Origin of the sequence: Hyphomonas sp. GM-8P (genome assembly GCF_003263315.1) — a bacterium.
In the GTDB taxonomy this organism is placed as follows: Bacteria; Pseudomonadota; Alphaproteobacteria; order Caulobacterales; family Hyphomonadaceae; genus Hyphomonas.
Window position 1 is genome coordinate 44,784 of sequence record NZ_AWFE01000138.1, and the last position, 23,284, is coordinate 68,067.

Annotated in this window: 27 protein-coding genes; 9 read left to right on the top strand and 18 right to left on the bottom strand. The window is 63.6% G+C overall.

The genetic code is table 11. From position 1 onward, the window contains the following. Positions 1–66 precede the first annotated feature (66 nt). The 13 genes from HY26_RS18210 to ftsE all read right to left on the bottom strand — a co-directional run bounded on the left by HY26_RS18210 (position 67) and on the right by ftsE (position 11,115). On the bottom strand, positions 67–588 hold the full coding sequence (locus HY26_RS18210; protein ID WP_034761104.1) for a CarD family transcriptional regulator: 522 nt from the start codon (positions 586–588) through the stop codon (positions 67–69). 251 nt (positions 589–839) lie between these two features. After that, positions 840–1,181, bottom strand: a complete 342-nt coding sequence (gene fdxA / locus HY26_RS18215) for a ferredoxin FdxA (RefSeq protein ID WP_112074292.1) — start codon at positions 1,179–1,181, stop codon at positions 840–842. Positions 1,182–1,274: 93 nt separating this feature from the next. After that, positions 1,275–1,712 (bottom strand): TerB family tellurite resistance protein, encoded by a 438-nt coding sequence (locus tag HY26_RS18220; RefSeq protein WP_034761099.1) that lies wholly within the window; start codon positions 1,710–1,712, stop codon positions 1,275–1,277. Beyond that, positions 1,709–1,993 carry an RNA-binding S4 domain-containing protein gene (locus tag HY26_RS18225; RefSeq protein ID WP_051599475.1) on the bottom strand — a complete coding sequence of 95 codons (285 nt, stop codon included), beginning with the start codon at positions 1,991–1,993 and terminating at the stop codon, positions 1,709–1,711. The genes HY26_RS18220 and HY26_RS18225 overlap by 4 nt, the downstream gene beginning before the upstream one ends. A gap of 8 nt (positions 1,994–2,001) precedes the next feature. Further along, complete coding sequence (locus HY26_RS18230; protein ID WP_112074293.1) at positions 2,002–4,743, bottom strand: helicase-related protein; 2,742 nt, start codon at positions 4,741–4,743, stop codon at positions 2,002–2,004. A 97-nt stretch (positions 4,744–4,840) separates the two neighbouring features. After that, on the bottom strand, positions 4,841–5,662 hold the full coding sequence (locus HY26_RS18235; protein WP_051599474.1) for a UDP-2,3-diacylglucosamine diphosphatase: 822 nt from the start codon (positions 5,660–5,662) through the stop codon (positions 4,841–4,843). Positions 5,663–5,746: 84 nt separating this feature from the next. After that, the gene (locus HY26_RS18240; RefSeq protein ID WP_034761091.1) at positions 5,747–6,310 is read right to left on the bottom strand and encodes an HNH endonuclease; all 564 of its coding nucleotides are present in this window, start codon (positions 6,308–6,310) and stop codon (positions 5,747–5,749) included. A gap of 141 nt (positions 6,311–6,451) precedes the next feature. Continuing rightward, positions 6,452–7,093 carry a DNA-3-methyladenine glycosylase gene (locus tag HY26_RS18245; protein WP_034761089.1) on the bottom strand — a complete coding sequence of 214 codons (642 nt, stop codon included), beginning with the start codon at positions 7,091–7,093 and terminating at the stop codon, positions 6,452–6,454. Beyond that, entirely contained in the window at positions 7,090–8,112 is a 1,023-nt protein-coding gene (locus HY26_RS18250; RefSeq protein ID WP_112074294.1) for a DUF2125 domain-containing protein, read from the bottom strand. The genes HY26_RS18245 and HY26_RS18250 overlap by 4 nt, the downstream gene beginning before the upstream one ends. A gap of 13 nt (positions 8,113–8,125) precedes the next feature. Next, positions 8,126–8,872 (bottom strand): 1-acyl-sn-glycerol-3-phosphate acyltransferase, encoded by a 747-nt coding sequence (locus HY26_RS18255; RefSeq protein ID WP_034761083.1) that lies wholly within the window; start codon positions 8,870–8,872, stop codon positions 8,126–8,128. 28 nt (positions 8,873–8,900) lie between these two features. Further along, positions 8,901–9,491: a YdcF family protein gene (locus tag HY26_RS18260; protein ID WP_146740275.1), complete on the bottom strand. Its 591-nt coding sequence runs from the start codon at positions 9,489–9,491 to the stop codon at positions 8,901–8,903. Continuing rightward, positions 9,488–10,357, bottom strand: coding sequence for an ABC transporter permease (locus HY26_RS18265; RefSeq protein WP_233351687.1), 870 nt, complete (start codon positions 10,355–10,357; stop codon positions 9,488–9,490). Before HY26_RS18265 ends, HY26_RS18260 begins: the two co-directional genes overlap by 4 nt. Further along, a complete protein-coding gene (gene ftsE, locus HY26_RS18270) occupies positions 10,357–11,115 on the bottom strand; it encodes a cell division ATP-binding protein FtsE (protein WP_051599598.1) in 759 nt (252 codons plus the stop codon). Before ftsE ends, HY26_RS18265 begins: the two co-directional genes overlap by 1 nt. 62 nt (positions 11,116–11,177) lie before the next feature. Between ftsE and HY26_RS18275 the strand changes: the two genes are divergently transcribed. Genes HY26_RS18275 through HY26_RS18285 form a run of 3 tightly spaced genes read left to right on the top strand, consistent with a single transcriptional unit; the run spans position 11,178 to position 12,977 of the window. Beyond that, entirely contained in the window at positions 11,178–11,909 is a 732-nt protein-coding gene (locus HY26_RS18275) for an MJ0042-type zinc finger domain-containing protein (RefSeq protein ID WP_034761079.1), read from the top strand. Next, positions 11,906–12,436 carry a phosphoribosyltransferase gene (locus tag HY26_RS18280; protein ID WP_034761078.1) on the top strand — a complete coding sequence of 177 codons (531 nt, stop codon included), beginning with the start codon at positions 11,906–11,908 and terminating at the stop codon, positions 12,434–12,436. Before HY26_RS18275 ends, HY26_RS18280 begins: the two co-directional genes overlap by 4 nt. A gap of 19 nt (positions 12,437–12,455) precedes the next feature. Beyond that, positions 12,456–12,977, top strand: coding sequence for a hypothetical protein (locus HY26_RS18285; RefSeq protein WP_146740276.1), 522 nt, complete (start codon positions 12,456–12,458; stop codon positions 12,975–12,977). Between the two features lie 12 nt (positions 12,978–12,989). Here HY26_RS18285 and HY26_RS18290 read toward each other — a convergent pair whose 3' ends face one another. Then, a complete protein-coding gene (locus HY26_RS18290; protein ID WP_034761074.1) occupies positions 12,990–13,976 on the bottom strand; it encodes a D-glycerate dehydrogenase in 987 nt (328 codons plus the stop codon). Positions 13,977–14,116: 140 nt separating this feature from the next. Here HY26_RS18290 and HY26_RS18295 point away from each other — a divergent pair, with 140 nt between their 5' ends. The 5 genes from HY26_RS18295 (at position 14,117) to HY26_RS18315 (ending at position 17,344) form a co-directional block, all read left to right on the top strand. After that, positions 14,117–14,620 carry an SH3 domain-containing protein gene (locus HY26_RS18295; RefSeq protein WP_051599471.1) on the top strand — a complete coding sequence of 168 codons (504 nt, stop codon included), beginning with the start codon at positions 14,117–14,119 and terminating at the stop codon, positions 14,618–14,620. Positions 14,621–14,703: 83 nt separating this feature from the next. Then, complete coding sequence (fabA, locus tag HY26_RS18300) at positions 14,704–15,240, top strand: bifunctional 3-hydroxydecanoyl-ACP dehydratase/trans-2-decenoyl-ACP isomerase (RefSeq protein WP_034761071.1); 537 nt, start codon at positions 14,704–14,706, stop codon at positions 15,238–15,240. A gap of 73 nt (positions 15,241–15,313) precedes the next feature. Then, positions 15,314–16,132: an enoyl-ACP reductase gene (locus HY26_RS18305; protein WP_034761067.1), complete on the top strand. Its 819-nt coding sequence runs from the start codon at positions 15,314–15,316 to the stop codon at positions 16,130–16,132. Positions 16,133–16,365: 233 nt separating this feature from the next. Then, a complete protein-coding gene (locus HY26_RS18310) occupies positions 16,366–16,623 on the top strand; it encodes a YjhX family toxin (RefSeq protein WP_034761064.1) in 258 nt (85 codons plus the stop codon). A gap of 40 nt (positions 16,624–16,663) precedes the next feature. After that, positions 16,664–17,344, top strand: coding sequence for a nitroreductase family protein (locus HY26_RS18315; RefSeq protein WP_233351688.1), 681 nt, complete (start codon positions 16,664–16,666; stop codon positions 17,342–17,344). A 3-nt stretch (positions 17,345–17,347) separates the two neighbouring features. On the opposite strand, the gene HY26_RS18320 is transcribed toward HY26_RS18315, so the two are convergent. Beyond that, the gene (locus tag HY26_RS18320; RefSeq protein ID WP_158531559.1) at positions 17,348–18,178 is read right to left on the bottom strand and encodes a CAP domain-containing protein; all 831 of its coding nucleotides are present in this window, start codon (positions 18,176–18,178) and stop codon (positions 17,348–17,350) included. Between the two features lie 75 nt (positions 18,179–18,253). Further along, entirely contained in the window at positions 18,254–18,940 is a 687-nt protein-coding gene (udk, locus tag HY26_RS18325; protein WP_034761054.1) for a uridine kinase, read from the bottom strand. A gap of 132 nt (positions 18,941–19,072) precedes the next feature. Here udk and HY26_RS18330 point away from each other — a divergent pair, with 132 nt between their 5' ends. Further along, a complete protein-coding gene (locus tag HY26_RS18330; RefSeq protein ID WP_034761051.1) occupies positions 19,073–20,467 on the top strand; it encodes a pyridoxal-dependent decarboxylase in 1,395 nt (464 codons plus the stop codon). On the opposite strand, the gene HY26_RS18335 is transcribed toward HY26_RS18330, so the two are convergent. Then, positions 20,464–20,955: an SRPBCC domain-containing protein gene (locus HY26_RS18335; protein WP_112074298.1), complete on the bottom strand. Its 492-nt coding sequence runs from the start codon at positions 20,953–20,955 to the stop codon at positions 20,464–20,466. The genes HY26_RS18330 and HY26_RS18335 overlap by 4 nt on opposite strands. Before the next feature lie 132 nt (positions 20,956–21,087). Then, complete coding sequence (pnp, locus tag HY26_RS18340) at positions 21,088–23,223, bottom strand: polyribonucleotide nucleotidyltransferase (RefSeq protein ID WP_034761044.1); 2,136 nt, start codon at positions 23,221–23,223, stop codon at positions 21,088–21,090. Positions 23,224–23,284 lie beyond the last annotated feature (61 nt).

Sequence of the window (23,284 nt, forward strand, 5' to 3'; positions counted from 1 at the left end):
AAAAAACCCCCGCAAAGCCGGAGCTTCGCGAGGGTTTCTGCATGATGAATTCTGTAAAGTGGTCGCTTAGGCGGCCACTTTTTTCTTGGCCAGCGATTTGGCCAGCTTTTCCATGGCGTCGCCCTTGTCGATATTTTCGACGGCGGCCAGTTCACGGGCCATACGGTCCAGCGCGCTCTCATAGAGCTGGCGCTCGGAGTAGGACTGTTCCGGCTGGTCTTCGCCGCGGTGCAGGTCGCGCACGACTTCAGCGATCGAGATCAGGTCGCCGGAATTGATCTTGGCTTCATATTCCTGGGCTCGGCGCGACCACATGGTGCGTTTGATGCGGGCCTTGCCGCCCAGCGTCTTGAGGGCATCGTCAACCAGCTTGGAGCCGGCCAGCGCGCGCATACCGGAGGCTTCGGCGCGATTGGTCGGCACGCGCAGGATCATTTTGTCCTGATCGAAGGCGACGACGTAAACTTCCAGTTCCATCCCGGCGACAGTCTGCTTCTCTACCCCGGTGATCTTGCCGACCCCGTGTGCCGGGTAAACGACGCTTTGACCCACCCCGAACGTCAGTGAGGCATCTGTTTTTTTCGCCATGTCGGTTATCGCCCTTTTCTACGCGTATAAGAGCCGAAGAAACCCACCCCAGTCCGCTATATGTACGGTCTGAGTTAGGAAGTCGCAGCTCTTTTCATTTATTGCTCAAGTTTGAACAGTATCACAAATCTGCAGCTTTTTCAACAGGTCTGCGCAACCGTTAACCATGTATGAAGTTAACGAAGCGCCGGAAATCGTTAACTTTTCCTCAGTCCTGCAGCAGTTGCAGCGCCCCCGGAGGGATCAGCCGGTCAGTCTCCGACCCCCGGATTGGCACTGAAGTATTTCTCAAGTTTACCAGTTTCCTGCGCAAACTCTTCACGGTCCGCCGGCGGCTCTTTCATTCGCGTGATGTTTGGCCAGGTCTTCGAATACTCGGAATTGAGTTTCAGCCACTTGCCGTCCGGATCGTCCTCCGTGTCGGGCTTGATCGCCTCGACCGGGCATTCCGGCTCACACACGCCGCAGTCGATACATTCTTCCGGATGGATGACGAGCATGTTCTCGCCTTCATAGAAGCAATCGACGGGGCAAACCTCGACGCAATCCATGTATTTGCAGCGGATACAGGCGTCGACAACGATATAGGTCATGGGCGGGAGGCCTCTTCAGAGGATTTTTGCAGGGGCGAAATGGCGCGCGTAGCGGGCCCTGTCAATGCGGCGTCCTGCACGGTGTGTTTAGCTTTACGCAGTGCGACGGGCCTCGGCGCGCTGGCGGGCGCCTGCGCGGGCTACATCGTCGACATAAAGGAGCGAGGCGACATGGCGGATGAAGGCATCCTCCTCGTCAGACCGTTCGCCGTCGGAAAGGGCTACGCGGTAGAGCCCCTCGATCACGGACACCCTTGTTTCCATGGGAAGTTTTTTTACGTGGCGAGTAAAATTGAAGGAATCGACGGCTTCTTCGGCGAGGGTTTCGCCTTCGGAAATCAGCTCATCCACCTGCTCGGCTTCCAGATCGAAGGCGTCCAGCAGAATCTCCGCGATCATGTCGCTTTCGATGTTCACATATACGCCATCGACCAAGGCCGCTTCGACCAGAAGCGCAGCTGCCGCCAGTTTCGGATCCATGTCGCGCTCAGCCGGCGTGCGGGACCGGAAGAGATTTCGGAGAATATTCATTCAGGTCCGCCTTCCAACAATCTGTAGAGCGCCTGGGCTTCGGCAGGCGGGCCACGCCGTGTGCCGAGCTCGAGGATCTCAACGCTGGTTATATGCGCCCCACGCGCAATGGTTACAACATCACCCGGTGTGATCACCTGGCCCGGTTTGTCGATCCGGCGGGTCTGTCCGTTGTGCGACAGGCGCACCCCGCGTCCACGCACATGGCCGGCTGCCAGGGACCGTGTCTTGAAAAAGCGCGCCCGCCACAGCCAGACATCAAGGCGCAGCGTGTCGTCCATGTGCGCGCTCAGCTGAACGGCGTGTAAGTGAAACCGCCTTTTGATCCAGCAGCTTCATTTCCAGCCGGTCCACCGGCAGATCCCTGTTTCGCGCCGCCCTTTTTCTTGGGCTTGCGCTTCTTTTTCGGCGGCGGTTCCGGCGGCAACAGGGCGGCCAGCGCAGCGAAGGGGCTGTTCGGATCCGGCTGGCGGCTTTGCGGGGCAGACCGGCGCGGTGAACCGCCCTTGCCGCCCGGGCGGGGACCGCCTTTTCCGCCGCCACGATTGTCCGAGCGTTTACCTTGCCCATGCCCGCCTTCACGGCGCGGCGGGCGGCCACCGCCCTCTTCAGGGCGCGAGCGGGCGCCATAGCGCCAGAGCGTCACGGCACCGGTTTCCGGGTCCTTCTCAGCCGGGGCAAGGCCGAAGCCTTTCAGCACGGCCGGCCAGTCATCGGCCGGACAGGACACGACGGATGCCAGATCGATCGGGATGGCGAATGCGTTCTTGCCGGCCTCACGGCGGCGTTTGGACAGTTCCCAGCCGAGACGCTCGGCGAGATCTGCCCGCACGGCGCGTTTGCCGAAGCGGAGATAGCCGTTGGCGGCGAGCGCCTCTTCCGGCCAGGTGCCGTCCAGCGCAAACGATCCAGCCCCTTCCGGCGCGAGCGGGAAGGCTTCGTCGGCAAACACGGCGCGCAGGATGGCGATCATGCGCTGGGCAGCAGGCTTTTGAGCATCCGGCACATGGGCGGCGACACGGCCGGCGCGGATGCCGATGCCTTTCAGGGCTTCGCGCTGTTCCGGGGTCAGGCGGACGGACTGGTCGTCACCCCGCAGGTCCACCGCCGCGCCGCTTTCGAGCACTCGGAAAGCGAGGCCGCGCGGCAGGCCATCCAGCGTCTCGCCGGATTTCTCCTCGGAGAGTTTCCAGTGGACCGGCAGGACGCGCGCGATTTCGCTGCGTAGCCATTCCTCGATCCGGGCACGGGCCGGTTCGCGGTCGTGTGGCTCTGTCTCGGTCGCGCCGACCAGGTCGACACGCGGGGTCATCCAGCTTGCGCCTTTCGACAGGCGCGCCACAGCGGCGCCGCCATGTACGATCGAGCCATCATCAGCCAGCGTGAACGCATCCGACGCCGCCCCCGCAATCTGGCCGAGGCGTTGAAGCAGCATCGGGCGGATGGCAGCCGCGGCCGCGCCGCGCACAGCCTTGCCTTCCAGGGTTCGGGCGTCCAGGACCGGTTCAAAGGTCAGGCCTTTCAGGCGGCCGACGATGTGGCCTTCGACGGTCACGTCGCCTTCCGGCGTCAGGTCAGTCACGAGTGCATCTTCCTTTTTCAGGCTGGCGAGCAGCGCTGTTGTTCTTCGGTCCACGAATCTTGCTGTCAGCGCCTGGTGTAGCGCGTCCGACAAGGCGTCTTCTATCGTGCGGGTCTTTTCCTGCCAATAAGCAGGGTTCTCCAACCAATCGGGGCGGTTGGCCGCATACGTCCATGTGCGGATGCTGGCAAGGCGCTGCTGCAATTTTGCGATATCGCCCTCGGTGGAGGACAGATCGTCCAGCCGCCGCTCCATGCCGGCATTAGACAGGCGCGCATCCGGATCCATCAGCGTCTCGGCAAGACCCAGCACGAGCCGGCCATGGCCTTCGGGCCCCAGCTTTCGGAAGTCCGGCAGGCGGGCGAGATCCCAAAGGCGGCGCACTTGCCGGGCGCCGGACACATCCGGCCCGATATGGCCATCCTCCCCCATCCGACGCAGCACCCATTCGTCCAGCGCATGCGGCGTATGGATCAGCACCGGATTGCCCGACGGCTTTTCCAGGCTGCGGATCAGCGATTTCAGCGACGAGAAGTCGAGATCGGAATTGCGCCACTGGATCGCGTCCACCGGATCGAACCGGTGGGCCTCAATGGCGCGCCATTGTTCTTCTTCGAAAGGCGGACAGTCCGCCGTCTCGCCGAATTCGCCGTCTTGCCGGAAGCGCCCGGCCCGGCCGGCGATCTGTCCGCATTCGGCCAGTGTCAGCGGGCGGTGGCGCCGCCCGTCGAATTTCGAGCGCGAGGCAAAGACCACCCGGTCGACATCGAGGTTCAGACCCATGCCGATGGCATCGGTCGCGACGATATAATCCACCTCGCCGGACTGGAACATCTCGACCTGCGCGTTGCGGGTGCGGGGGCTGAGCGCACCCATCACCACCGCCGCCCCGCCCTTCTGCCGGCGCAGCAGCTCCGCAATGGCGTAAACCTCCTCAGCACTGAAGCCGACAATCGCCGTGCGCTTCGGCAGCTTGGTGATCTTGGTATGGCCGATATAGCGCAATTCCGAGAAGCGCTCGCGCGGCTCGGTCTCCGCCTGCAGTTTCAACTCTCGCAGAAGGCCGCGCATCGTGTCGGAGCCGAGCAGCAGCGTCTCGTGATTGCCGCGCAAATTGAGGATGCGGTCGGTGAAGATGTGGCCGCGATCCTCGTCCTGGGCGAGCTGGATCTCGTCGATGGCCACGAAGTCCGTGCGCAGCTCCACCGGCATCGCCTCGACCGTGCAGATGAAGTATCGCGCCGTGGACGGAACAATCCGCTCCTCACCTGTGATCAGCGCCGCAGCGGCTTCGCCCTTGCGCTCCACGACCCGGTCATAGACTTCGCGCGCCAGCAGGCGCAGCGGCAGGCCGATCATGCCGGTGCCGAAGCCGGTCATCCGTTCAATCGCGTAGTGCGTCTTGCCGGTATTGGTGGGGCCCAGAATGGCCTTCAGGGAGGATTGCATCGGTGTCAGGTGGCCGGGCACGCGCGGGAAGTCAAGCGGCGCGGTTAGCAGCGTTCGTGACCCGCCCTTCCTCACGGGGTGACAAGGAAGGACGGGCTTACGCCACTGCCCTGATGCGGGCCTCTTTTGCCACCGGTTCGTCCGCTTTCACGGCGTGGGGCTGGAAGTGGAGGATTTCCCAGCGGCCATCATGATGCTCGACCAGCGCGGTGCAGCTTTCCACCCAGTCGCCATCGTTCATGTAGGTGATGCCGTCGATGTCGCGCATTTCGGCGACATGGATGTGGCCGCAGATCGCTCCGTCATAGCCCTTGCGGCGGCAATAGTCCGCCACATGGCCTTCGAAATTGTGGATATGGTTCAGCGCCCGCTTGGTGCGCTTCTTCAGGGCCTGCGAGAGGGACCAGTAAGGCATGCCGAGACGGCGGCGGATCGCGTTCAGCTTCGTGTTCGTCCACAGCAGGAAATTATAGGCATGGTCGCCGAGATGCATGATCCATTTGCGGTCGGCCCGCATCATGCCGTCGAACATGTCGCCATGCACAACGAGGTAGCGCTTGCCGTCCTCGCCATCATGCAAGGCGCGGTTCTTCACGCGGATATCGCCGAAGGCGAGCCGGAACTGCAGGAAGGCCCGCAGGAACTCGTCATGATTGCCGATGATATAGGTGACTTCCGTGCCGCGCTTCGCAGCGGTCAGGATGCGGCGGATGACGTTGGTGTGCGACTGCGGCCAGAACCATTTCTTCCGCATGCGCCAGCCATCAATGATGTCACCGACGAGATAAAGCTGTTCGGATGTATGCGTTTTCATGAATGCGCACAGCGCATCGGCCTGGCACCCGGCACTGCCGAGATGCACATCGGAGATGAAAATCGCCTTGTAATCAGGCTTCGGCTGCGCGCGCGAGAAGGACATCCGTTGGCGGATAGCCCGATTTCATACAGTTTTTATGACAGTTCAGGTGCGAATATGTAACAAATACAGCGCTCTGATGGTTAATCAGCTTTCCAGCTCCACATCCCAATAGAGATAGTCCATCCACGTCTCATGCAAATGGTTGGGCGGGAAGCGGCGGCCGGTTTCCTGCAGCTGGTAATTATTGGGCCGGAAAGGCCGGCGCAGCAGGTGCATATCCGTCTGATTCAGCAGCTTGTTGCCCTTGCGCAGGTTACAGGGCGAACAGGCGGCGACGATATTGTCCCACGTCGTGCGTCCGCCCTTCGAGCGCGGGACGACATGATCGAACGTCAGCTGGTCGTGCGTGCCGCAATAGGCGCACTGGAAACCGTCGCGCAGGAACACGTTGAAGCGTGTGAAGGCTGGCGGACGGTCCTGGCGCACGAAATCGCGCAGCGCGATGACGCTCGGCAGGCGGAATTCCGTGCTCGGAGAGCGCACGATATAGTCGTATTCTGCAATGATATCGACACGATCGAGGAAAACCGCCTTCACGACCTCCTGCCACGGCCACAATGAGAGCGGATAATAGGAAAGCGGCCTGTAATCGGCATTCAGAACCAGTGCAGGCCGCCCGCTGGGCGGCGCCGTAAGTATCTCAGCCATGGTGACCCCCCATGCGACAGAGACTGGAAATCTGTTGTTCGAACCGACTGAAAGCGTGCGCTCCTCTTGGTTTCGCCTGTTCATCTAGGCGATTCTTATCAAGAGAATATGACAGGAACGGTGTTTTGCAATGCCCGGCACTCAGGCTGGCGGAATGCCCGCTTTCGCCCGCTCCGTGTTTACCCAACCCCAGAGAAGATGCGCCGCAACGCCCCGGTACGGGCGCCAACGCTCTGCATGCATGGAAAATGCCTTGTTCGCCATACGCTGCTCATAGCCGCCGAGGCGCCGGTGCGCTTCCATCAGGGCGGCGTCGCCATGCGGGAATGCGTCCACCTTCCCGGCGGCATAGAGCAGGTAAAGGTCTGCCGTCCACGGACCAATTCCCTTCACCGCCAGCAATTCGGCGCGGGCCGCGTCCACATCTGCCGCCTCGACGCGGGCGAGATCCAGCGCGCCCTCCGCGATGGCGTCGGCGATTGTGTTCATGTGGGAGAGTTTCGGACGCGACAAGCCACAGGCGCGCAGCTTGTCCTGGTCGCAGGAAAGCACACGCTCCGGTGTCACCTCACCCAGAAAGCCCTCCACCCTGACCCAGATCGCATCGGCTGCGCGCGTGGAGACCAGCTGGTAGACCACCGTCCGCGCCAGCAGCGCATAGCTCGGCGCATGCGTCCGCCAGTCCGGCACGCCGACAATGTCATAGGCGCGGGCGAGCGCCGGATCGATGACAGACAAGGCCTCGCAGGCCGACTGGATAGTCGCTCTGGAAGGCGCAGTCACGACCGGCTGCCGGGCAGCTTGCCCAGCGGCACCGGGCCGACAAAGACCGTATCGTCGATCACCGGTAGGGTCAGGAAGCCGCCATCGCGTGAGGCTGGCGCCAGCGTACCGAACACGACCTGCTCCTGCTGATTCCAATGACCCGTATCGATCATGGCCTGCTTCAGCGCATCGGCATTCTCGATCCGCACCTTGAACGCGCCGTTCGAGCGGCCATTCGCCAGCGTCAGATTGGCCTGCGCGCCAAGGTCCAGCGGGCCCCAGTCCAGCAAGAGCTGTGCAACTTCCACCTCGCCGCCATCTTCCAGAAGCATGGGCCAGACGCCGCCCACTTCGCGGCCAGCCGCCTCATAGGCCGGGAAGAAACTGCGCACTTCCCCAATCAGGCGGGAGGGCCCAAGCTCCGTACCCAAATAAGGCGCAGCCACAGGCGCCGCCTCCAGCGCCAGCTTGTCCCACTGCGCCGCGATCATCAGATCGTCTGGGCTCTCCGGGCGAGGGGCAAGGTTCAGGGACAGATTGCTGATCTCGTAGACCTGCCCGCCAACCAGCGCCTGCGCCTCGCCGGACTGGAAGCCGAACCGGTTCAGCCCCGCCTTGTTCCAGGACAGGCTGAAGGCGGCATGCCCGTCGAAATCGACGCTGTTGCGGATGCCGTTTGCACCGGTGATGACGTGATGACCCGGCATGCGTCCGATCATGTGGGTCAAATTCCAGGCCTGCATCACGAATTCGGCCCGGTCGCCTTCCCAGGACGCTTCCCCGGGCCTGCCGGAATACGCCGGCTGGTCGAACACGAGTTCGAAGCGGAATGGATATCCTCCCATGTGGCGGCCGGCATAGGTGAACGCCGCGCCTTGAGCCTCCTGTTCCGAGATCCATTCGTCCACGGCCTGATCGATCCGGCCACTGGCGACATGCCACCAGGCCGACCAGGCACCAACGACAAGCAGCAGCAAGACAAACGGCAGGAAGAGGCCGAAGCGGGATTTTTTCTTCGGCGTGGAAGACGACACCATATCCGGAATTCCTCTAAGTGGCCGGCAGTTCGCGGCCCTGTACGGCAAGGCCTTCCTTCACCAGCTTATCCGTCGCCGGTTCCAGTTCGCCCTGCAGCCTTGCCATCATGTCCCTGCGCGGCAGGCCACCCGGTATTGGCGGCAGGATCTCGTAGACCACCTTTCCGGGCCGCCGCAGGAGGCCCCTGCCTGGCCAACAGAGGCCCGCATTGGTCGCCACCGGCACGATCGGCGCCTCGATGGCCTTTGCCAGCGCGGAGATGCCTGCGGCATGATAATCCGGCGGGGCGCCCGGCGCCTTGCGCGTGCCTTCCGGGAAGATGACGATCTGTCGGTAGTTTTCCGCCCGTTTCTTCGCCTCGGCGACCATGGCCTTCAGCGTCTTGGTCGTACCCGCCCGGTCAATCGGGATCATCGCGGCTTTCAGCGCGTACCAGCCGAGGAAGGGATACCAGAGCAGCTCCTTCTTCATGATGATGGCGGGGTCGCGCATCACCAGGAAGGGAATGAACACGTCGTACATGCACTGGTGCTTGCCCGCATAGATCACAGGACCTTCCGGCATGTTCTCGCGCCCGCGGATTTCGGTGCTGATGCCGCAGATCAGGCGCAGGCCGAGGCGGATGGTGCGCGCATAGGTGCGGATGCCGAAAATCGTCGCCCAGCGCGGCAGGATCAGTGCCGGCAGGAACAAGATGCCGAGAATGGCCATCCACAGGTACAGCCAGATCACGAACAGGAGGGAAGTGAAGACTCTCATGCCCGCTGGCTTAGCCAATCGCGCGCGATCATTCCAGCGTCGTTACCCGCCACTTCGCCCATTCCAGGAATACGCCCTTGAGGGACTTGTAATCCGTCAACAGGCGCGATGGGTCGATCACGGTCCGCACGGGCCAAGGCTCGAGCGTGATGTCCGGCATCGCGTCCTGCAGCACCAGCATGCTGCGCGCCATGTGATAGTCGGACGTGACTAGGATCAGGTCGTCATAACCATTCTCATAGGCCCAGGCGGCGGTCTCTTCGGCATTGCCGAGCGTGGTCTCCGCCGCATGGCCGATGGTGACGCAGCAGGCCCAGACTTCCGGGTCGCCGCCCGCAAGGCTGATCAGGTCTTCCATGGTGACGTCCGGGTGCACGCCGGAAATCAGCAGGTGCCCGCCCCGCCCTTCGGAAACCAGTTTCACCCCTTCCGCGATGCGAATGCCAGATCCGCCGGTCAGCGCCACGATGGCATCGCCTTTCACGCCCGTGTCCGGTTTCATGTTCGCTGCGCGCTGGGCAAATAGCAGGAAGTCGATGCCAAGCAGGCCCAGCACGAACACGACCACCATCGTGCCGAGCCGGGATTTTCCACGCCGGGGACGGCCGTTCTTGCTCACATCATGCTCTTGAGTGCGCGGATCACTGTGATGCGGGCCGCGATGCGGGCGGCAAGCCCGGCGATCACCGGGGTCAGAACGAGGACGACAAGGTCAAGGTAATCAAGGCTCAGCTCCGGCAGCAGGCCGGCGTGCCCGCCATGGGCCTTTGCGGCGAAGATCGCTGCGGCCGCGGCGCCGAGCGCCAGCAAGGCGCCCACCGCCCCTGACCGCAGGCCAAGGACCCAGAAGCGCCGCTCGAACAGGCTGGCAATGAACCGGTCGCGCGCGCCCGACAGGTGCAGCACATCGACAATGTCCCGCCGGGCCAGCAGCGCGGCATGGGTCGCAAAGGCAATCACCGCCACAGCGGTCGAGGCCAATAACGCCACCGCCGTCAGTGCAATCAGCCGCGTGATCGCCAGCACGCGGCGGACATCGCCCGCCCAGTCGGCATGTTCGTCCACGGCACTGTTATAACCCGCCTGCGTCAGCACGCGCTGCAAGGTCGGACCCATGTCCGGCACATGAGGGTCGGCGGTCACCGCAATCAGCTGCGGGAGAGGCAGGCTGTCCGGCAGGCCGCGATTGCCGAAATTGGGCTCCAGCAATTCGTCGATCTCATCCTTCGACATCAGGTGCGCAGACGCCACGCCGTCCGTCGATTCGATCAGTTTGCGGGCGTCTTCCGCCGCCCTCCGGTCGACATCCTGCAGCGTAACGGTCAGTTCGCCTTCCACTTCCGCCGTCCAGGCCCGCGCGGCGCCATAGGTCGACTTGGCCGACAAGGCCGCGAGCGCCGCCAGGAAACAGAGCGCTGCAACGACAAAGAACAGCGCCGCCTCGCGGGCGTCCTCAACGGGCAGGAGGGGCGTTTCACGTGCCATCAGTCTTCCGCCTTTGCCGGGTCGGTCCGCCGGCGGCCCGCTGCGCCGTCTCCGCCGAACTCGACATCGCGCACCAGAAGGCCATTGTTCAGCCGGTAGACCGGCGCCTCCACCTGCCGCACCAGGCCGAGATCGTGCGTGGCGATGATCACGGTCGTGCCCCGGCGCTTGTTCAGCTCCAGGAACAGGCGCATCAGGCGCGAGCCCATTTCCGGGTCGACGTTGCCGGTCGGCTCATCGGCGATCAGGATGTCCGGCTGGGTCACTACGGCGCGGGCGATGGCGACCCTCTGCTGTTCCCCGCCCGACAGGGTCGGCGGTTTTGCGTGCAGGCGCTTGCCGAGGCCCACCCAGGCCAGCAGCTCCTCCACATCCCCCCTGTAATCGGCGTCCTTGCGGCCAACCACACGCAGCGGCAGGGCCACGTTTTCATAGGCGGAGAGGTGTTCCAGCAGGCGGAACTCCTGGAACACGACGCCCACCCGGCGGCGCATGGCCGACAACTGATCGCGCGCGAGGCGCCCGGTCGGCCGGCCAAACAGCGAGACTTCGCCGAGCGACGGCTTCAGCGCCAGGTACAAGAGTTTGAGAAGGCTGGATTTTCCCGCGCCAGACGCGCCTGTCAGGAATGTGAAAGATCCCTGTTTCAGGCTGAGATCAATACCGCTAAGAACGTCATCCGAAGTGTCGTAGCGTAACGACACGTTATCCAGACGCACAGCAATATCGTCAAAAGGGTCGAGTCTCGAAAGGGTCATCGGCTCCATCGATTGGCCCGGATGGCTGGATTATTGGGGCGAATTGCGGGAAAGACCAAGGCATGATCCTCACCTGCCCGAATTGTGAGACACAGTATTTCGCCGATGACTCAACAATCGGTGAAAGCGGCCGCACCGTGAAGTGCGCCGCCTGCGGGCATTCCTGGTTTGTGGGCCCGCCGGGGCTGGAAATGGAAAAGGCTGGCGCCCATCCAGCCGCCGCCCATGAAATCTACCGCCAACGGGTGCGCGAACAGCGCCGCCGCAAGAGCCGCACGGTCGCTCTCCTCTCCTGGATCGGCACGGCCGTCCTGTTCTTTGTGCTGGGTGTGGCCGCCATCATGTTCCGCAATGATGTGGTGAAGGTTTTCCCGCGCGCCGCCGGGGCTTACAAGATGGCCGGCTTCAATGTGAACCGGTTCGGCATCGAATTCGCCGACATCGAACGCTCCCGCACCTTCAACGACACCGTACCGGTCGTCACCGTTTCGGGCCATGCCGTGAACGTGGCACGCTCCACCGTCGATACACCGCTGGTGAAAGTGGACCTGGAAGACGAACGCGGCCGCACGGTCGCCACCCGCTATGGCTCGATCACGCCGGCCCGCCTGCCCGCTGGGTCTCAGGGCAGTTTTCAGATCGTGCTGGAGCAGGCCCCGATGGAGAGCTTCCAGATCGAACTCTCCCTGGTGGACAAGGCCGGTGTGTCCCAGAGCGCGCTGACACCCCCGGCGCCTGAAACGCCGGACGATGAGGCGGCGCCTGAATTGCCCGCCGGAGACGAGACGGAATGAGCGACGCCCAGAAGATCGAAGTGCTCGTGCCGGAAGACCAGCTGATGGCGCGGATCGACGAACTGGCCGACCGGCTGGCCCCGCGCCTGACCGGAGACTGGACGGTTGTTTCCATCCTGATCGGCGCGACGCCTTTCACGTCTGACCTTATGAAGGCGCTCGCCCGGCGCGGCGTGCACCCGATGCTGGATGTCATCTGGCTGGAGAGCTATCGCGATGCGCGCGAAAGCTCCGGCCGGGTGGTCGTCCGGGCGGACCTGTCGCGGCAGGTGAAGGATCGCGGCGTGCTGCTGCTGGACGATGTGTTCGACACCGGCCGCACCCTCGAATTCGCCAAGCAACACCTTCTGGCCAAGGGCGCGAAAGAGGTCATTACCTGCACGCTGACGCAAAAGCCGTGGGCGCCCCGCGGAGAGAACGGCGTCGATTTCTGCGCCTTCGATTCGCCGGGCCGCTACCTCGTCGGCTACGGGATGGACGATGCCGGCAAATATCGCGGCCTGCCCTATATCGGCGCGCTGGACTGATCGGACATCCGGTATCGCAATGGCAAATAGCGACGGATTGAGAGACCAGCTTGCCGCCTTTGACCGCAAGTCCCCTTCCGTCCTCACCGAGGCTGCGGCGGCACACGGATCAGGAAAGGCCTATTTCAATGAACTGGTCGTTCTGTCCACGGATGAGAACGATGCGATCTCATCCGGGGCGACCTGGCTGATCAAGCATCATGCCGAAAACGACCAGCTCCTGACGCCGGACCAGTGCGTGAAACTGGCAGGCCGGCTTACCGGTCTCACGACCTGGGATGCGCAACTGCACATCTGTCAGAGCGCCCGTCTCCTGCCCTTTCCAGACGATGTAGCAGATCACCTGCTCGCCTTTGCCCGTCCCTTGTTGGCGAGCCCGCGCCCCTTCCTGCGGGCCTGGTCTCTGGACCTTCTCTGCTATCTCGCCGAACGCGATCACGGCATTTCCGCCGAAGCGGAAGCCGCGCTTGCATATGCGGAAAAGGATCCGGCCGCCTCCGTACGCGCCCGCGCCCGGAATCTCAGAAAGGCACGGCGCTGACAGGCGTCAACGCTACAGGATCGCGGGGATCACGCGGTCTGGCGGGCGGTGGCCGTCGGCGAAGGTCTTGATGTTGATGATGACCTTCTCGCCCATCTCGGTGCGGCCTTCGATCGTGGCCGAGCCCATGTGTGGCAGCAGCAGGACGTTCGGCAGTCCGATCAGTTCCTCGTTCACCGCCGGTTCGCGTTCGAACACGTCGAGCCCGGCCCCGGCCAGCTTGCCGGCCTTGATGGCACGGGCGAGCGCCGCCTCGTCGATGACTTCGCCGCGGGCCGTGTTCACAATGTAGGCTTCCGGCTTCATCAGCTCCAGCCGGCGGGCATTCATCAAGTGGAACGTGGCCGGCGTGTGAGGGCAGTTGATGGAGACGATGTCCATGCGGGCCAGCATCTGGTCGAGGCTGTCCCAATAGGTTGCTTCGAGCTGTTCCTCGATCCGCGCGCCGACCGGCTTGCGGTTGTGATAGTGGATCTGCAGGCCGAAGGATCTTGCGCGGCGCGCAACGGCCTGGCCGATACGGCCCATGCCGATGATGCCGAGGCGCTTGCCCGCGAGACGGCGGCCGAGCATCCAGGTCGGCGTCCAGCCATCGAAGCCGCCGCCATCCATGATCTGCGCGCCCTCATGCAGGCGGCGCGGCACGGCAAGGATCAGCGCCATGGCGACATCGGCGGTATCGTCGGTCAGCACACCCGGCGTGTTGGTGACGGTGATGCCGCGCTGGATGGCGCTCTGCACGTCAATATTGTCCACACCGGCGCCGAACTGGGCGATCAGGCGGAGCTGCTCCCCTGCCCGCGCCAGAAGGCGGCCGTCTATATGGTCGGTCACGGTGGGCACCAGCACGTCGGCGGTCTGCATCGCCTCGGCCAGTTCTTCCTGCGTGAAGGGGTGATCGTCCTCATTGAGGCGGGCGTCGAACAACTCCTTCATCCGCAACTCTACCGCAGCCGGCAGTTTGCGGGTGACGACGATCTTCAGCTTCCTGGTCGGCATGAGCACCCTTTGTATCTTTTATAATCGACTCTGCGGAGGCCTTAGCAAAGCCCTGCCGGTACGCCAATGCCGAAGATTTTACGGCTAATTCACCAGAGCGTGCAATCTTGTCGCAGATTTCGCTTTGGAAGCTGATGCACATGAAGTGGGCACCCTTTCTGATCTCGGTCGTGTTCTTCCTCGGAGGGACCGCCATGGCGCAGGCACCGGAGCTGGTGCGCGTGTCGCGATTCTCCGGAAAGCCGGTCCCCCGCTTCGAAACCCTGAAATTCGCCATGGTCAACGGCCGCGCCGGCCCGTCCAAGCAACACCCGGTCCTGTGGGAATACCAGCGCAAGGGCCTGCCCCTTCTGGTGATCAAGGAAAGCCAGAACTGGCGGCGCGTACGCGACCCCTCCGGCACTGAGGTCTGGGTCCATGCCCGCATGCTGGAAGAAGGCCACAAGGCCTATGTCCAGACGCCCACCGTCCTGCGCCAGGATCCGACGCCGGGCGCCGAACCCGTGGCCGACCTGGGCCGGGGCGTTCTGGTCGATCTGGGCGCCTGTTCGCGCGGCTGGTGCCGCGTCCAGGCCCAGGAATTCAAGGGCTATGCGCCTCAGCCCTCGCTATGGGGCGCAGACCCTGGCGAAACGGGCCTCTGAGGCCAAAACCGCGCCTCATGAGTTGACAATCCGGGCGGTCCGGTGCCTTCAAGGCCGGTTACTGACGTTAAGGAAAATCACGCATGTCCGGACCGCACGACTATCACACGCCCAAATCCTCCTATTCCAAGGAAGACCTGCTCGAATCCGGCAAGGGCGGCTATTTCGGTCCCGGCAACGCCCAGCTTCCGGCCCCGCCGATGCTGATGATGGACCGGATCACCGAGATCACGATGGATGGCGGCCAGTTCGGCAAGGGCCATGTCGTGGCTGAGCTCGATATCACGCCGGACCTCTGGTTCTTCGAATGCCACTTCCCGGGCGACCCCGTCATGCCGGGCTGCCTTGGCCTCGATGCGATGTGGCAGATCGTCGGCTACTGGCTCGGCTGGTCCGGCAGCCCCGGCAAGGGCCGCGCGCTCGGCGTGGGCGATGTCCGCTTCACCGGCGAGATCACGCCGGACAAGAAGCTGGTGCGCTATGAAATCGACATGAAGCGCGTTCGCCGCGGCAAGCTCGTCCTCGGCATCGCCGATGGCCGCGTCTATGTCGACGGCGAGCATGTCTACACGGCCACCGACATGCGCGTCGGCCTGAAGAACATGGACCAGCCGGCCTGATCCGGCGCGCTTGACGGGGGCCAACCGCCCCCCTAGCCGTTCTCTTCAAAGACAAGCAGGAAGGATTCGCGCCATGGCTGATGACTGGACCCCGCCCGAAGGCACCCTGATGAAGGGCAAGCGCGGCATCGTGATGGGTGTTGCCAACCAGAACTCCATCGCTTGGGGCATCGCCCAGCAACTGGCCGCCCAAGGCGCCGAGATTGCCTTCACCTATCAGGGCGAGAACCTGGAACGCCGCGTACGCCCGCTGGTCGAGTCCATCGGCATGGACTTCATGATCCCTGCTGACGTGACCGACGACGCTTCGATGGACGCCGCCTTCGCCTCCGTGAAGGAGAAATGGGGCAAGATCGACTTCCTGGTCCACTCCATCGCCTTTGCCGGCAAGGACGAGCTGGTCGGCTCCATGGTCGCGAATACGTCCCGCGAAGGCTTCCGCCGCGCGATGGACATCTCCGTCTATTCCTTCATCGACAGCGCCCGCCGCGCGGCAGAGATCATGCCGGATGGCGGCGCGATGATCTGCATGACCTATCTCGGCGCCGAGCGGACCGTTCCGTCTTACAACGTCATGGGCGTTGCCAAGGCCGCGCTCGAAGCCTCCACCCGTTATGCCGCGCGCGACCTGGGCCATCAGGGCATCCGCGTCAATGCGATCAGCGCGGGCGCGATGCGCACGCTCTCCCTCGCGGGCATCCGCGGAGGCAAGAGCCTTATGGGCACGGGCCGTGACTGGTCCCTCCTCAAGGAAGACACTCGAATGTCCGGCGTCGCCGGCTGTGCACTCTACCTCCTGTCAGAGCTCGGCCACTCCATTGCCGGCGAAGTGATCCACGTCGACGCCGGCTTCCACGCCGTCGGCGTCCCGGAGCTTCCTGAAGAAGAATAATCCGCACGGAAAAGACTTGACCCGTGAGGGCTGCTTACCCAGATAGGCGGCTCAACGGAGCGTTTATGTCCAATTCCATGTTTGAGTCCCGGTAAGGGGCCTGCCGTTTGAGGCGCTGAGGATCAGCGTCAGGCAGGCCGGCGAGAACGATGCCGCTGGCAATTGACGCCAGTGAACGTTTTTGCGCGCCGTCACATCTCCGAAGTGCGGCGCCCGACTTCGGACCACCTACAATGGATATCTCCCGCGCAGAACAGCGCATCCTCCACCTGCTCGCACAGGGCGGGCATATCGAAATCATCCGCAACGAACACAACAAGCCGGAAGAACTGCATTGCTTTACCCGCGATGGCTGGCGCTATCCGGGCCTCAGCCTCCGTCTCTTCCGCAAGCTGAAGCGCAATCGTGCCATCGCCTCGCAAGGTGGCAAGCCTTACCGCATCACGCGGCGGGGGCTGGAGCTCGTCCGCGCGGAATTCGATAACCGGTAAGTGATGTTGCCCGGTCAGGTGCGCATGGTATCGGTGAGGCATGAAAACCTCGCCCGAGACCCATGTGCCCCTGACCGGCTATGCCGATCTGCCGGAAGACGAAATGCTGGCCCGGGCCCTCGCCTTCCATGACCGGATGGCGCGCCGCCGCTCTGTCCGTCAGTTCTCTGACAAGCCTGTGCCGCAGGATGTCATCGAGGCCTGCGTCCGCACGGCAGGCTCTGGCCCGTCGGGCGCGAACCACCAGCCCTGGTATTTCGCCTGCGTCGGCAGCGCGGAAAAGAAACGCGAGATCCGCGAGGCCGCCGAGGCCGAGGAACGCGAATTCTATTCAGGCCGCGCAGGGGAAGAATGGCTGGATGCCCTCGCCCCGATCGGCACCGATGCCGACAAGCCCTATATGGAAACCGCGCCCTGGCTGATCTGCATCTTCGCGCAGCGCCGCGGCGGCGTGCGGGAAGGCGAAGACCGCAAAAATTACTACATCCATGAAAGCGTCGGCATCGCCACGGGCCTGCTGATCGCGGCCTGCCACGAAGCAGGCCTCGCCACGCTGGTCCATACGCCGAACCCGATGAAGTTCCTGAACGGTATCTGCGGCCGTCCGGAGACGGATAAACCGTTTTTGATCCTCGTCGCGGGCCACCCGGCGGAGGGCGCCATGGTGCCAAAACATGCCCTGATCAAGAAACAGCTGGACGAGATCGCCGGCTTCCTCTGACGCCTAGCGCCCCACCGTCACGGCCGGCCCCGGCAGGCGGATCGTGTAATACATGCCGGGCAGTTCCCCACGCATGCGGCCATTCGCGGTCAGTTCGAAATCACCGCTCAGGCCTTTCGGGATCGCCTTGCCCAGCGCCGTGTAGCGGTTGTCCGCCTGCTTCGCGACAAAGTTCTGGAAATTCCACTCGCGCAGCGCGGGCTGCATGTCCAGCCGTTGGCCCGGCCGCATCCGCACAGGCAGCGGCGCAGGCAGTGAACCGGACAGTTCAACGAAAACCTGCGTCACCCAGACACCTGACTCCGTCCGCACAACCCCCATCGCGACATCCGTAATATCCGGATTGAGAATGTTCGCCCGGTGGCCGGGGCTGTCCATCAGATTGCCGTGCAGGCGATCAACGGCATTGCGTTTCAGATTCCACCGCCCACCAATGACTTCCACCATGGCGACATTTTCGGCGCTGAACTCGACCAGCGCGCTGCGGTCGAAGGCGGCGACGCGCGCATCATGGTGGCGCCCGTCCGGGCTCTCATGCCCGAAGAATTTGTTGTAGGCCATGTCGAGGCTCTGGAAGCGCGCGGCGTCCAGCAATTCCGGCCGGTACCGCAGCGGCGTCAGGCCGCGCGACGTGCGCTCCTCATTCACGCGGGTGAAGAAGTCCGCCTCCATCCGCGCATCGGCGGTGTAGCCCGCCGGCCAGGCCCGCAGGCAGGGCTGCACGGTCTCGACATAATCCGCCACAGTCACACCGCGATGGTGCACATCCATATTGCAGGCCGCGGCCGGCAGGGCCGCAAACAAGAAGCCGGTGGCAAGAAACAGCGCGCGCATCTTCATGGCCTGCGCAGTCTACCGCGCCGAAGATGAACAGAACAGTTACAGCAGAACTGTCAATTTTCCGGTTTTTCAGATCACGCCGGCCGTCTGCAGGCGCGCCAGCACAGGCGCCAGCATCCGCTCCAGCGCCTCGCCCGTCGGCCGCACATTGCCATAGGCCGGCAGGCCTTCGTCGGCGATCACGAGATCGGCCTCGAACTTCGCCGGATGGGTCCAGCGGTAATGCGCCGCCCGGACGGTGCCAAGATATTGCTGCAGCACGCTTTCCACATCGCGCCCACGCTCCACCACGTCCCGCCGGATCCGGCGCGCGAGGCGCAGATCGTCCGGCGTGTCGACATAGACCGACAGGTCGATCAAGGGCCGGATCTTGGGCATGGAGAGCGCATGGATGCCTTCGAGGATCAGTACCGGCGCAGGTTCGATCCGGCGCGTCTTGGTGCTGCGATCGTGGCGGTCATAATCATAGATCGGCTGGTCGATCCCCTGTCCTGATTTCAGGGCCTTCAGGTCCTTCACCAGATGGTCGACCTCTTTCGAGGCCGGGGCATCATAGTTGATCGTCGCGATCAGGGCCTGGCGTTCGGCCTCGGTCGCTGGAGCACCATAGAAGCTCATCGGGTGGTAATAGGCGTCTTCCCCGAACATGACCGCCTTGCCGTCCGGCAAATGTTCCAGCAGCGCCTCGGCCAGGGTGGACTTGCCGGAGCCGGACCCGCCGGACATCGCGATGAGGAAGGATTTGCGCTTGGTCATGCATTGGCTTTTGCGGCAAATACCCTTGCGCTTCAACGGGGAAACCGCCGCACGCCTGCAGCGGGAACGACATTTTCCGGGTGGTCCTGCCCGGCCACAGGCGTATGACGTGGGGGGACGAGGAGACCTCACATGTCTGATCCCTTCGACCGCGCCCGGTTCCATGCCCATCAATGGCTGGACAATCTCGGCAACTGCCCGGCCGGGGCGCAGGCGAGCGCCGCCGAGCTGCGCGCCGCCTTCGCGGCGCCGCTACCTGAAACGGGGCGAGACGCGGGCGCGATCATCGACGATCTTGCCGCCAAGGCGACGCCGGGCCTCAATGCCAACGCCAGCGGGCGGTTCTTCGCCTGGGTGATGGCGGGGTCCCTGCCGTCTGCCACGGCAGCAGACTGGCTGGTCTCGGCCTGGGACCAGAATGTCGGCCTGTTCTCCGTCGCCCCCGCTGCCGCCATGATCGAGGAAATCGCCGGCGAATGGCTGAAGGATCTGTTCGACCTGCCGCGCGAGGCGTCCTTCGCCTTCACAACCGGCTGCCAGATGGCGCATGTCACGGCGCTCGCCGCGGCGCGCCACCGCGTGCTGGCCAATGCAGGCTGGAATGTGGAGGAAGACGGCCTGTTCGGCGCGCCCGCGATCCGCGTGCTGACCAGCCGCAACCGGCATGGCTCCATCGATTCTGCCATTCGCTATCTCGGCATCGGCCAGTCCTACATTGTGGACGTGGATACCGGGGCGATGGGCGACATGCTGCTGGACGATCTCGAACGCAAGCTCTCCCACTATGACGGGCCGATCATTCTCTGCCTCAATGCGGCGGATTTGAATGTCGGCACGTTCGACGATTTTGCGAAACTGATCCCGGTGGCAAAGGCGGCGGGCGCCTGGGTGCATGTTGACGGCGCCTTCGGCCTGTTCGCGCGGGTGAGCGAGCGGCTGCGACCGCTGACCGAGGGGATCGAGCTTGCCGACAGCTGGGCAACCGACGGCCATAAATGGCTGAACGTGCCTTATGATTGCGGCATCGCTTTCGTGCGCGATACGGACGCCCACCGCGCTGCCATGGCGCTGGGCGCCACCTATCTTTCCCCCACCCGGGAAGCGCGCGATCCGAATGACTGGAACCTCGAACTCTCCCGCCGGGCGCGGGCAATCCCGGTCTATGCCGCGCTTCAGGAACTGGGGCGGCAGGGCGTGGCCGACATGATCGACCGCTGCTGCAATCACTGCCGCGCGCTGGTTTCCGGTATCGGTTCTTTGCCTGGCGCGCGCGCGCTGAACGATCCGGTCCTGAATCAGGGCCTCGTCCGCTTCGAACGGGCGGGCGCGAGCAAGGAAGAGAATGACGCCTTCACGGACGAGATCATCGCCCGCGTCAACGCCACCGGAGAGGCCTTCTTCTCCCCCACCACCTGGAACGGCCAACGCGCCATGCGCATCAGCGTCGTCAGCTGGCGAACGAATGAAAAGGATGTGAAGCGGACGATTGCCGCGGTGAAGCAGGCGCTATCAGGCGCGGGCGTTTAACAGGGCCGGGCACCGGCTTCGGAATAGATAATGCTGGCGCTGGGCAGGCGCTCCACCAGCAGGGCGAGCCGGTCAAGCGTGACCTCGAACTGGCGGGTCAGCCATTCGGCATCGAGGCCCGGCGGCATGTCCTGCGCGGCAAGCCGCAGGCAGGTGCCTTCGGGCACGTCTTCGAGACACCAGATGATACGCATCGTGCCGGTAAAGCCCTGAAGGGCGGACTCCAGTTCCACAACCTGTACAATCTGCTGGTCACTGACAATGTCGATAAAGCGGCCATTGATCGCCTGAACGGGGCAGTCGTCGGCGGGGGTAAATGCCACACGGAACCGTCCGCCCGGGCGCAGGTCGAACTTGTCGATCCGCACGTCTTCCCCGTCCGGCAGCAGCCAGAGGGAAAGCCGGTCGATATCCGTCATCACGCCATAGATCGTGTCGTCAGGCGCAAAGACGATGCGGGAGGCTTCATAAGTCTTGGTGGCAGGCATGGTTACGGCTCATCTGTTCTTGTTGCTGACAGAGTTGACGCGTGAAATGCGGCCTGGTTCCGGAAAACATCTGGGCAATAAAAAGGCCGCCCGTTTCGGGGCGGCCTTCTGAAGTCCGTTGAGGGGCGAGGATTATTCCTCTTCGCCGCCCTTGTCTTCGGAGAGTTCCTTGCCGGTCTCCTGATCGACGACTTTCATCGACAGGCGGACCTTGCCGCGGTCATCGAAGCCGAGCAGCTTGACCCAGACCTTGTCGCCTTCCTTGACCACGTCTTTCGGATGGCCAACGCGCTCGTTTGCCATCTGCGACACGTGGACGAGGCCGTCCTTCGGACCGAAGAAGTTCACGAAGGCGCCGAAGTCCTTCAGGCCAACGACCGTGCCCTGATAGATCTCGCCGACTTCCGGCTCTGCAACGATCTCCTTGATCATCTGCAGGGCCTTGTCGATGGAGGCGCGGTCGAGGGCAGAAACCTGCACGGTGCCATCGTCGTCGATGTTCACCTTTGCGCCGGACTCATCCACGATGCCGCGGATCACCTTGCCGCCCGAGCCGATCACGTCGCGGATCTTGTCGGTCGGCACCTTGATGATTTCCATCTGCGGGGCGTTGTCGGAGAGCTGACCGCGGCTTTCGCCGAGGGCTTCCGCCATCTTGCCGAGGATGTGCATACGGCCGCCATTCGCCTGGGCGAGGGCTTTCTCCATGATGTCCTTGGTGATGCCGGCAACTTTGATGTCCATCTGGAGCGAGGTCACGCCGACTTCCGTCCCGGCGACCTTGAAGTCCATGTCGCCGAGGTGGTCTTCGTCACCCAGGATGTCGGAGAGGACGGCGAACTCTTCGCCTTCCAGGATCAGGCCCATGGCGATACCGGAGACCGGACGCTTCACCGGCACACCGGCGTCCATCATGGCCAGCGAACAGCCGCAGACCGTCGCCATCGAGGACGAGCCGTTGGACTCGGTGATCTCGGAGACGAGACGGATCGTGTACGGGAATTCCGCGTGATCCGGCAGCACAGCCTTCAGCGCGCGCCATGCGAGCTTGCCGTGGCCGATCTCGCGGCGGCCAGCACCACCCATCCGGCCGGTCTCACCGACGGAGTAAGGCGGGAAGTTGTAGTGCAGCAGGAAGTTCTCCTTCCGGGTGCCGTCCAGGCTGTCGATATATTGTTCGTCGTCGGACGTGCCCAGCGTTGCCACACAGATCGCCTGCGTTTCACCGCGGGTGAAGAGCGAGGAACCGTGGGTACGCGGCAGGAAGCCGGCTTCGGCCACGATCGGGCGAACCTGGTCCAGCTTACGACCGTCGATGCGCTCACCGGTTTTCAGGATGTCACCGCGGACCACAGCGGCCTCGGTTTCCTTGAAGGCTGCCTTGAAGGTCTCGGCGGACATTTCGCCCGGCGCTTCCTCGGTGCCGACAAGCGCGGCTTTCGCCTTGTCGCGGGCCTCGGCCACGGCGGCCTGACGGGCCAGCTTCTCGGTGATCTTGTAGGCAGCGGAGAGATCCCCGCCGACAATGCCCTGGATCGCGGCGACAGCGGCGGAGTTGTCCACCGGCTCGAAGTCGAACGGGGCCTTGGCGGCTTTCTCGGCGAGGTCGATGATCGCGTCGATCACCGGCTGCATGGCGTCATGGCCGGCGACAACGGCGCCCAGCATGATGTCCTCGGAAAGTTCCTTGGCCTGAGATTCCACCATCATCACGGCGTCGGCCGTACCGGCGACGACGAGGTCCAGTTCGGACTCTTCAAGGTCCATCTGGCTCGGGTTGATGATGTATTCGCCATCCTTGTAGCCGACACGCGCAGCGCCGATCGGGCCCATGAACGGGGCGCCGGAAAGGACGAGCGCCGCGGAGGCGCCGATCATTCCGAGAATGTCCGGATCGTTTTCGAGATCGTAGGACACAGCCGTCAGCACGACCTGGACTTCATGCTTGAAGCCGGAAACGAACAGCGGGCGGATCGGGCGGTCGATGAGGCGCGAGGTCAGCGTCTCTTTCTCGGTCGGGCGGCCTTCACGCTTGAAGTAGCCACCCGGGATGCGGCCCGATGCGTAGTATTTTTCCTGATAGTTGACCGTCAGCGGGAAGAAGTCCTGTCCGGGCTTGGCTTCCTTCGCAAAAACGGCCGTCGCGAGGAGGACCGTGTCGCCATACGTCACCATAACGGCGCCATCGGCCTGGCGGGCCACCTGGCCCGTTTCAATCGTCAGCGTGCGGCCGGCCCATTCCAGCGACACGGATTGCTTATTAAACATTTCGTCTTGTCTTTCTTCACATACGAAAAGCCCGCCGCGGCCCTATTGCCCGGCGGGCTTG

Excerpts from the sequence above, each read along its gene's own strand:
- HY26_RS18250 (WP_112074294.1), bottom strand. The coding sequence starts at position 8,112 with ATGGTGTCGTCTTCCACGCCGAAGAAAAAATCCCGCTTCGGCCTCTTC.
- HY26_RS18230 (WP_112074293.1), bottom strand. The coding sequence starts at position 4,743 with ATGCAATCCTCCCTGAAGGCCATTCTGGGCCCCACCAATACCGGCAAG.
- HY26_RS18315 (WP_233351688.1), top strand. The coding sequence starts at position 16,664 with ATGAAAACCTCGCCCGAGACCCATGTGCCCCTGACCGGCTATGCCGAT.
- HY26_RS18220 (WP_034761099.1), bottom strand. The coding sequence starts at position 1,712 with ATGAATATTCTCCGAAATCTCTTCCGGTCCCGCACGCCGGCTGAGCGC.
- HY26_RS18210 (WP_034761104.1), bottom strand. The coding sequence starts at position 588 with ATGGCGAAAAAAACAGATGCCTCACTGACGTTCGGGGTGGGTCAAAGC.
- HY26_RS18280 (WP_034761078.1), top strand. The coding sequence starts at position 11,906 with ATGAGCGACGCCCAGAAGATCGAAGTGCTCGTGCCGGAAGACCAGCTG.
- fdxA (WP_112074292.1), bottom strand. The coding sequence starts at position 1,181 with ATGACCTATATCGTTGTCGACGCCTGTATCCGCTGCAAATACATGGAT.
- HY26_RS18275 (WP_034761079.1), top strand. The coding sequence starts at position 11,178 with ATGATCCTCACCTGCCCGAATTGTGAGACACAGTATTTCGCCGATGAC.
- HY26_RS18305 (WP_034761067.1), top strand. The coding sequence starts at position 15,314 with ATGGCTGATGACTGGACCCCGCCCGAAGGCACCCTGATGAAGGGCAAG.
- HY26_RS18310 (WP_034761064.1), top strand. The coding sequence starts at position 16,366 with ATGGATATCTCCCGCGCAGAACAGCGCATCCTCCACCTGCTCGCACAG.
- HY26_RS18255 (WP_034761083.1), bottom strand. The coding sequence starts at position 8,872 with ATGAGAGTCTTCACTTCCCTCCTGTTCGTGATCTGGCTGTACCTGTGG.
- HY26_RS18290 (WP_034761074.1), bottom strand. The coding sequence starts at position 13,976 with ATGCCGACCAGGAAGCTGAAGATCGTCGTCACCCGCAAACTGCCGGCT.
- udk (WP_034761054.1), bottom strand. The coding sequence starts at position 18,940 with ATGACCAAGCGCAAATCCTTCCTCATCGCGATGTCCGGCGGGTCCGGC.
- HY26_RS18225 (WP_051599475.1), bottom strand. The coding sequence starts at position 1,993 with ATGGACGACACGCTGCGCCTTGATGTCTGGCTGTGGCGGGCGCGCTTT.
- fabA (WP_034761071.1), top strand. The coding sequence starts at position 14,704 with ATGTCCGGACCGCACGACTATCACACGCCCAAATCCTCCTATTCCAAG.
- ftsE (WP_051599598.1), bottom strand. The coding sequence starts at position 11,115 with ATGACCCTTTCGAGACTCGACCCTTTTGACGATATTGCTGTGCGTCTG.
- HY26_RS18240 (WP_034761091.1), bottom strand. The coding sequence starts at position 6,310 with ATGGCTGAGATACTTACGGCGCCGCCCAGCGGGCGGCCTGCACTGGTT.
- HY26_RS18235 (WP_051599474.1), bottom strand. The coding sequence starts at position 5,662 with ATGTCCTTCTCGCGCGCGCAGCCGAAGCCTGATTACAAGGCGATTTTC.
- HY26_RS18320 (WP_158531559.1), bottom strand. The coding sequence starts at position 18,178 with ATGCGCGCGCTGTTTCTTGCCACCGGCTTCTTGTTTGCGGCCCTGCCG.
- HY26_RS18335 (WP_112074298.1), bottom strand. The coding sequence starts at position 20,955 with ATGCCTGCCACCAAGACTTATGAAGCCTCCCGCATCGTCTTTGCGCCT.
- HY26_RS18295 (WP_051599471.1), top strand. The coding sequence starts at position 14,117 with ATGAAGTGGGCACCCTTTCTGATCTCGGTCGTGTTCTTCCTCGGAGGG.
- HY26_RS18285 (WP_146740276.1), top strand. The coding sequence starts at position 12,456 with ATGGCAAATAGCGACGGATTGAGAGACCAGCTTGCCGCCTTTGACCGC.
- pnp (WP_034761044.1), bottom strand. The coding sequence starts at position 23,223 with ATGTTTAATAAGCAATCCGTGTCGCTGGAATGGGCCGGCCGCACGCTG.
- HY26_RS18265 (WP_233351687.1), bottom strand. The coding sequence starts at position 10,357 with ATGGCACGTGAAACGCCCCTCCTGCCCGTTGAGGACGCCCGCGAGGCG.
- HY26_RS18330 (WP_034761051.1), top strand. The coding sequence starts at position 19,073 with ATGTCTGATCCCTTCGACCGCGCCCGGTTCCATGCCCATCAATGGCTG.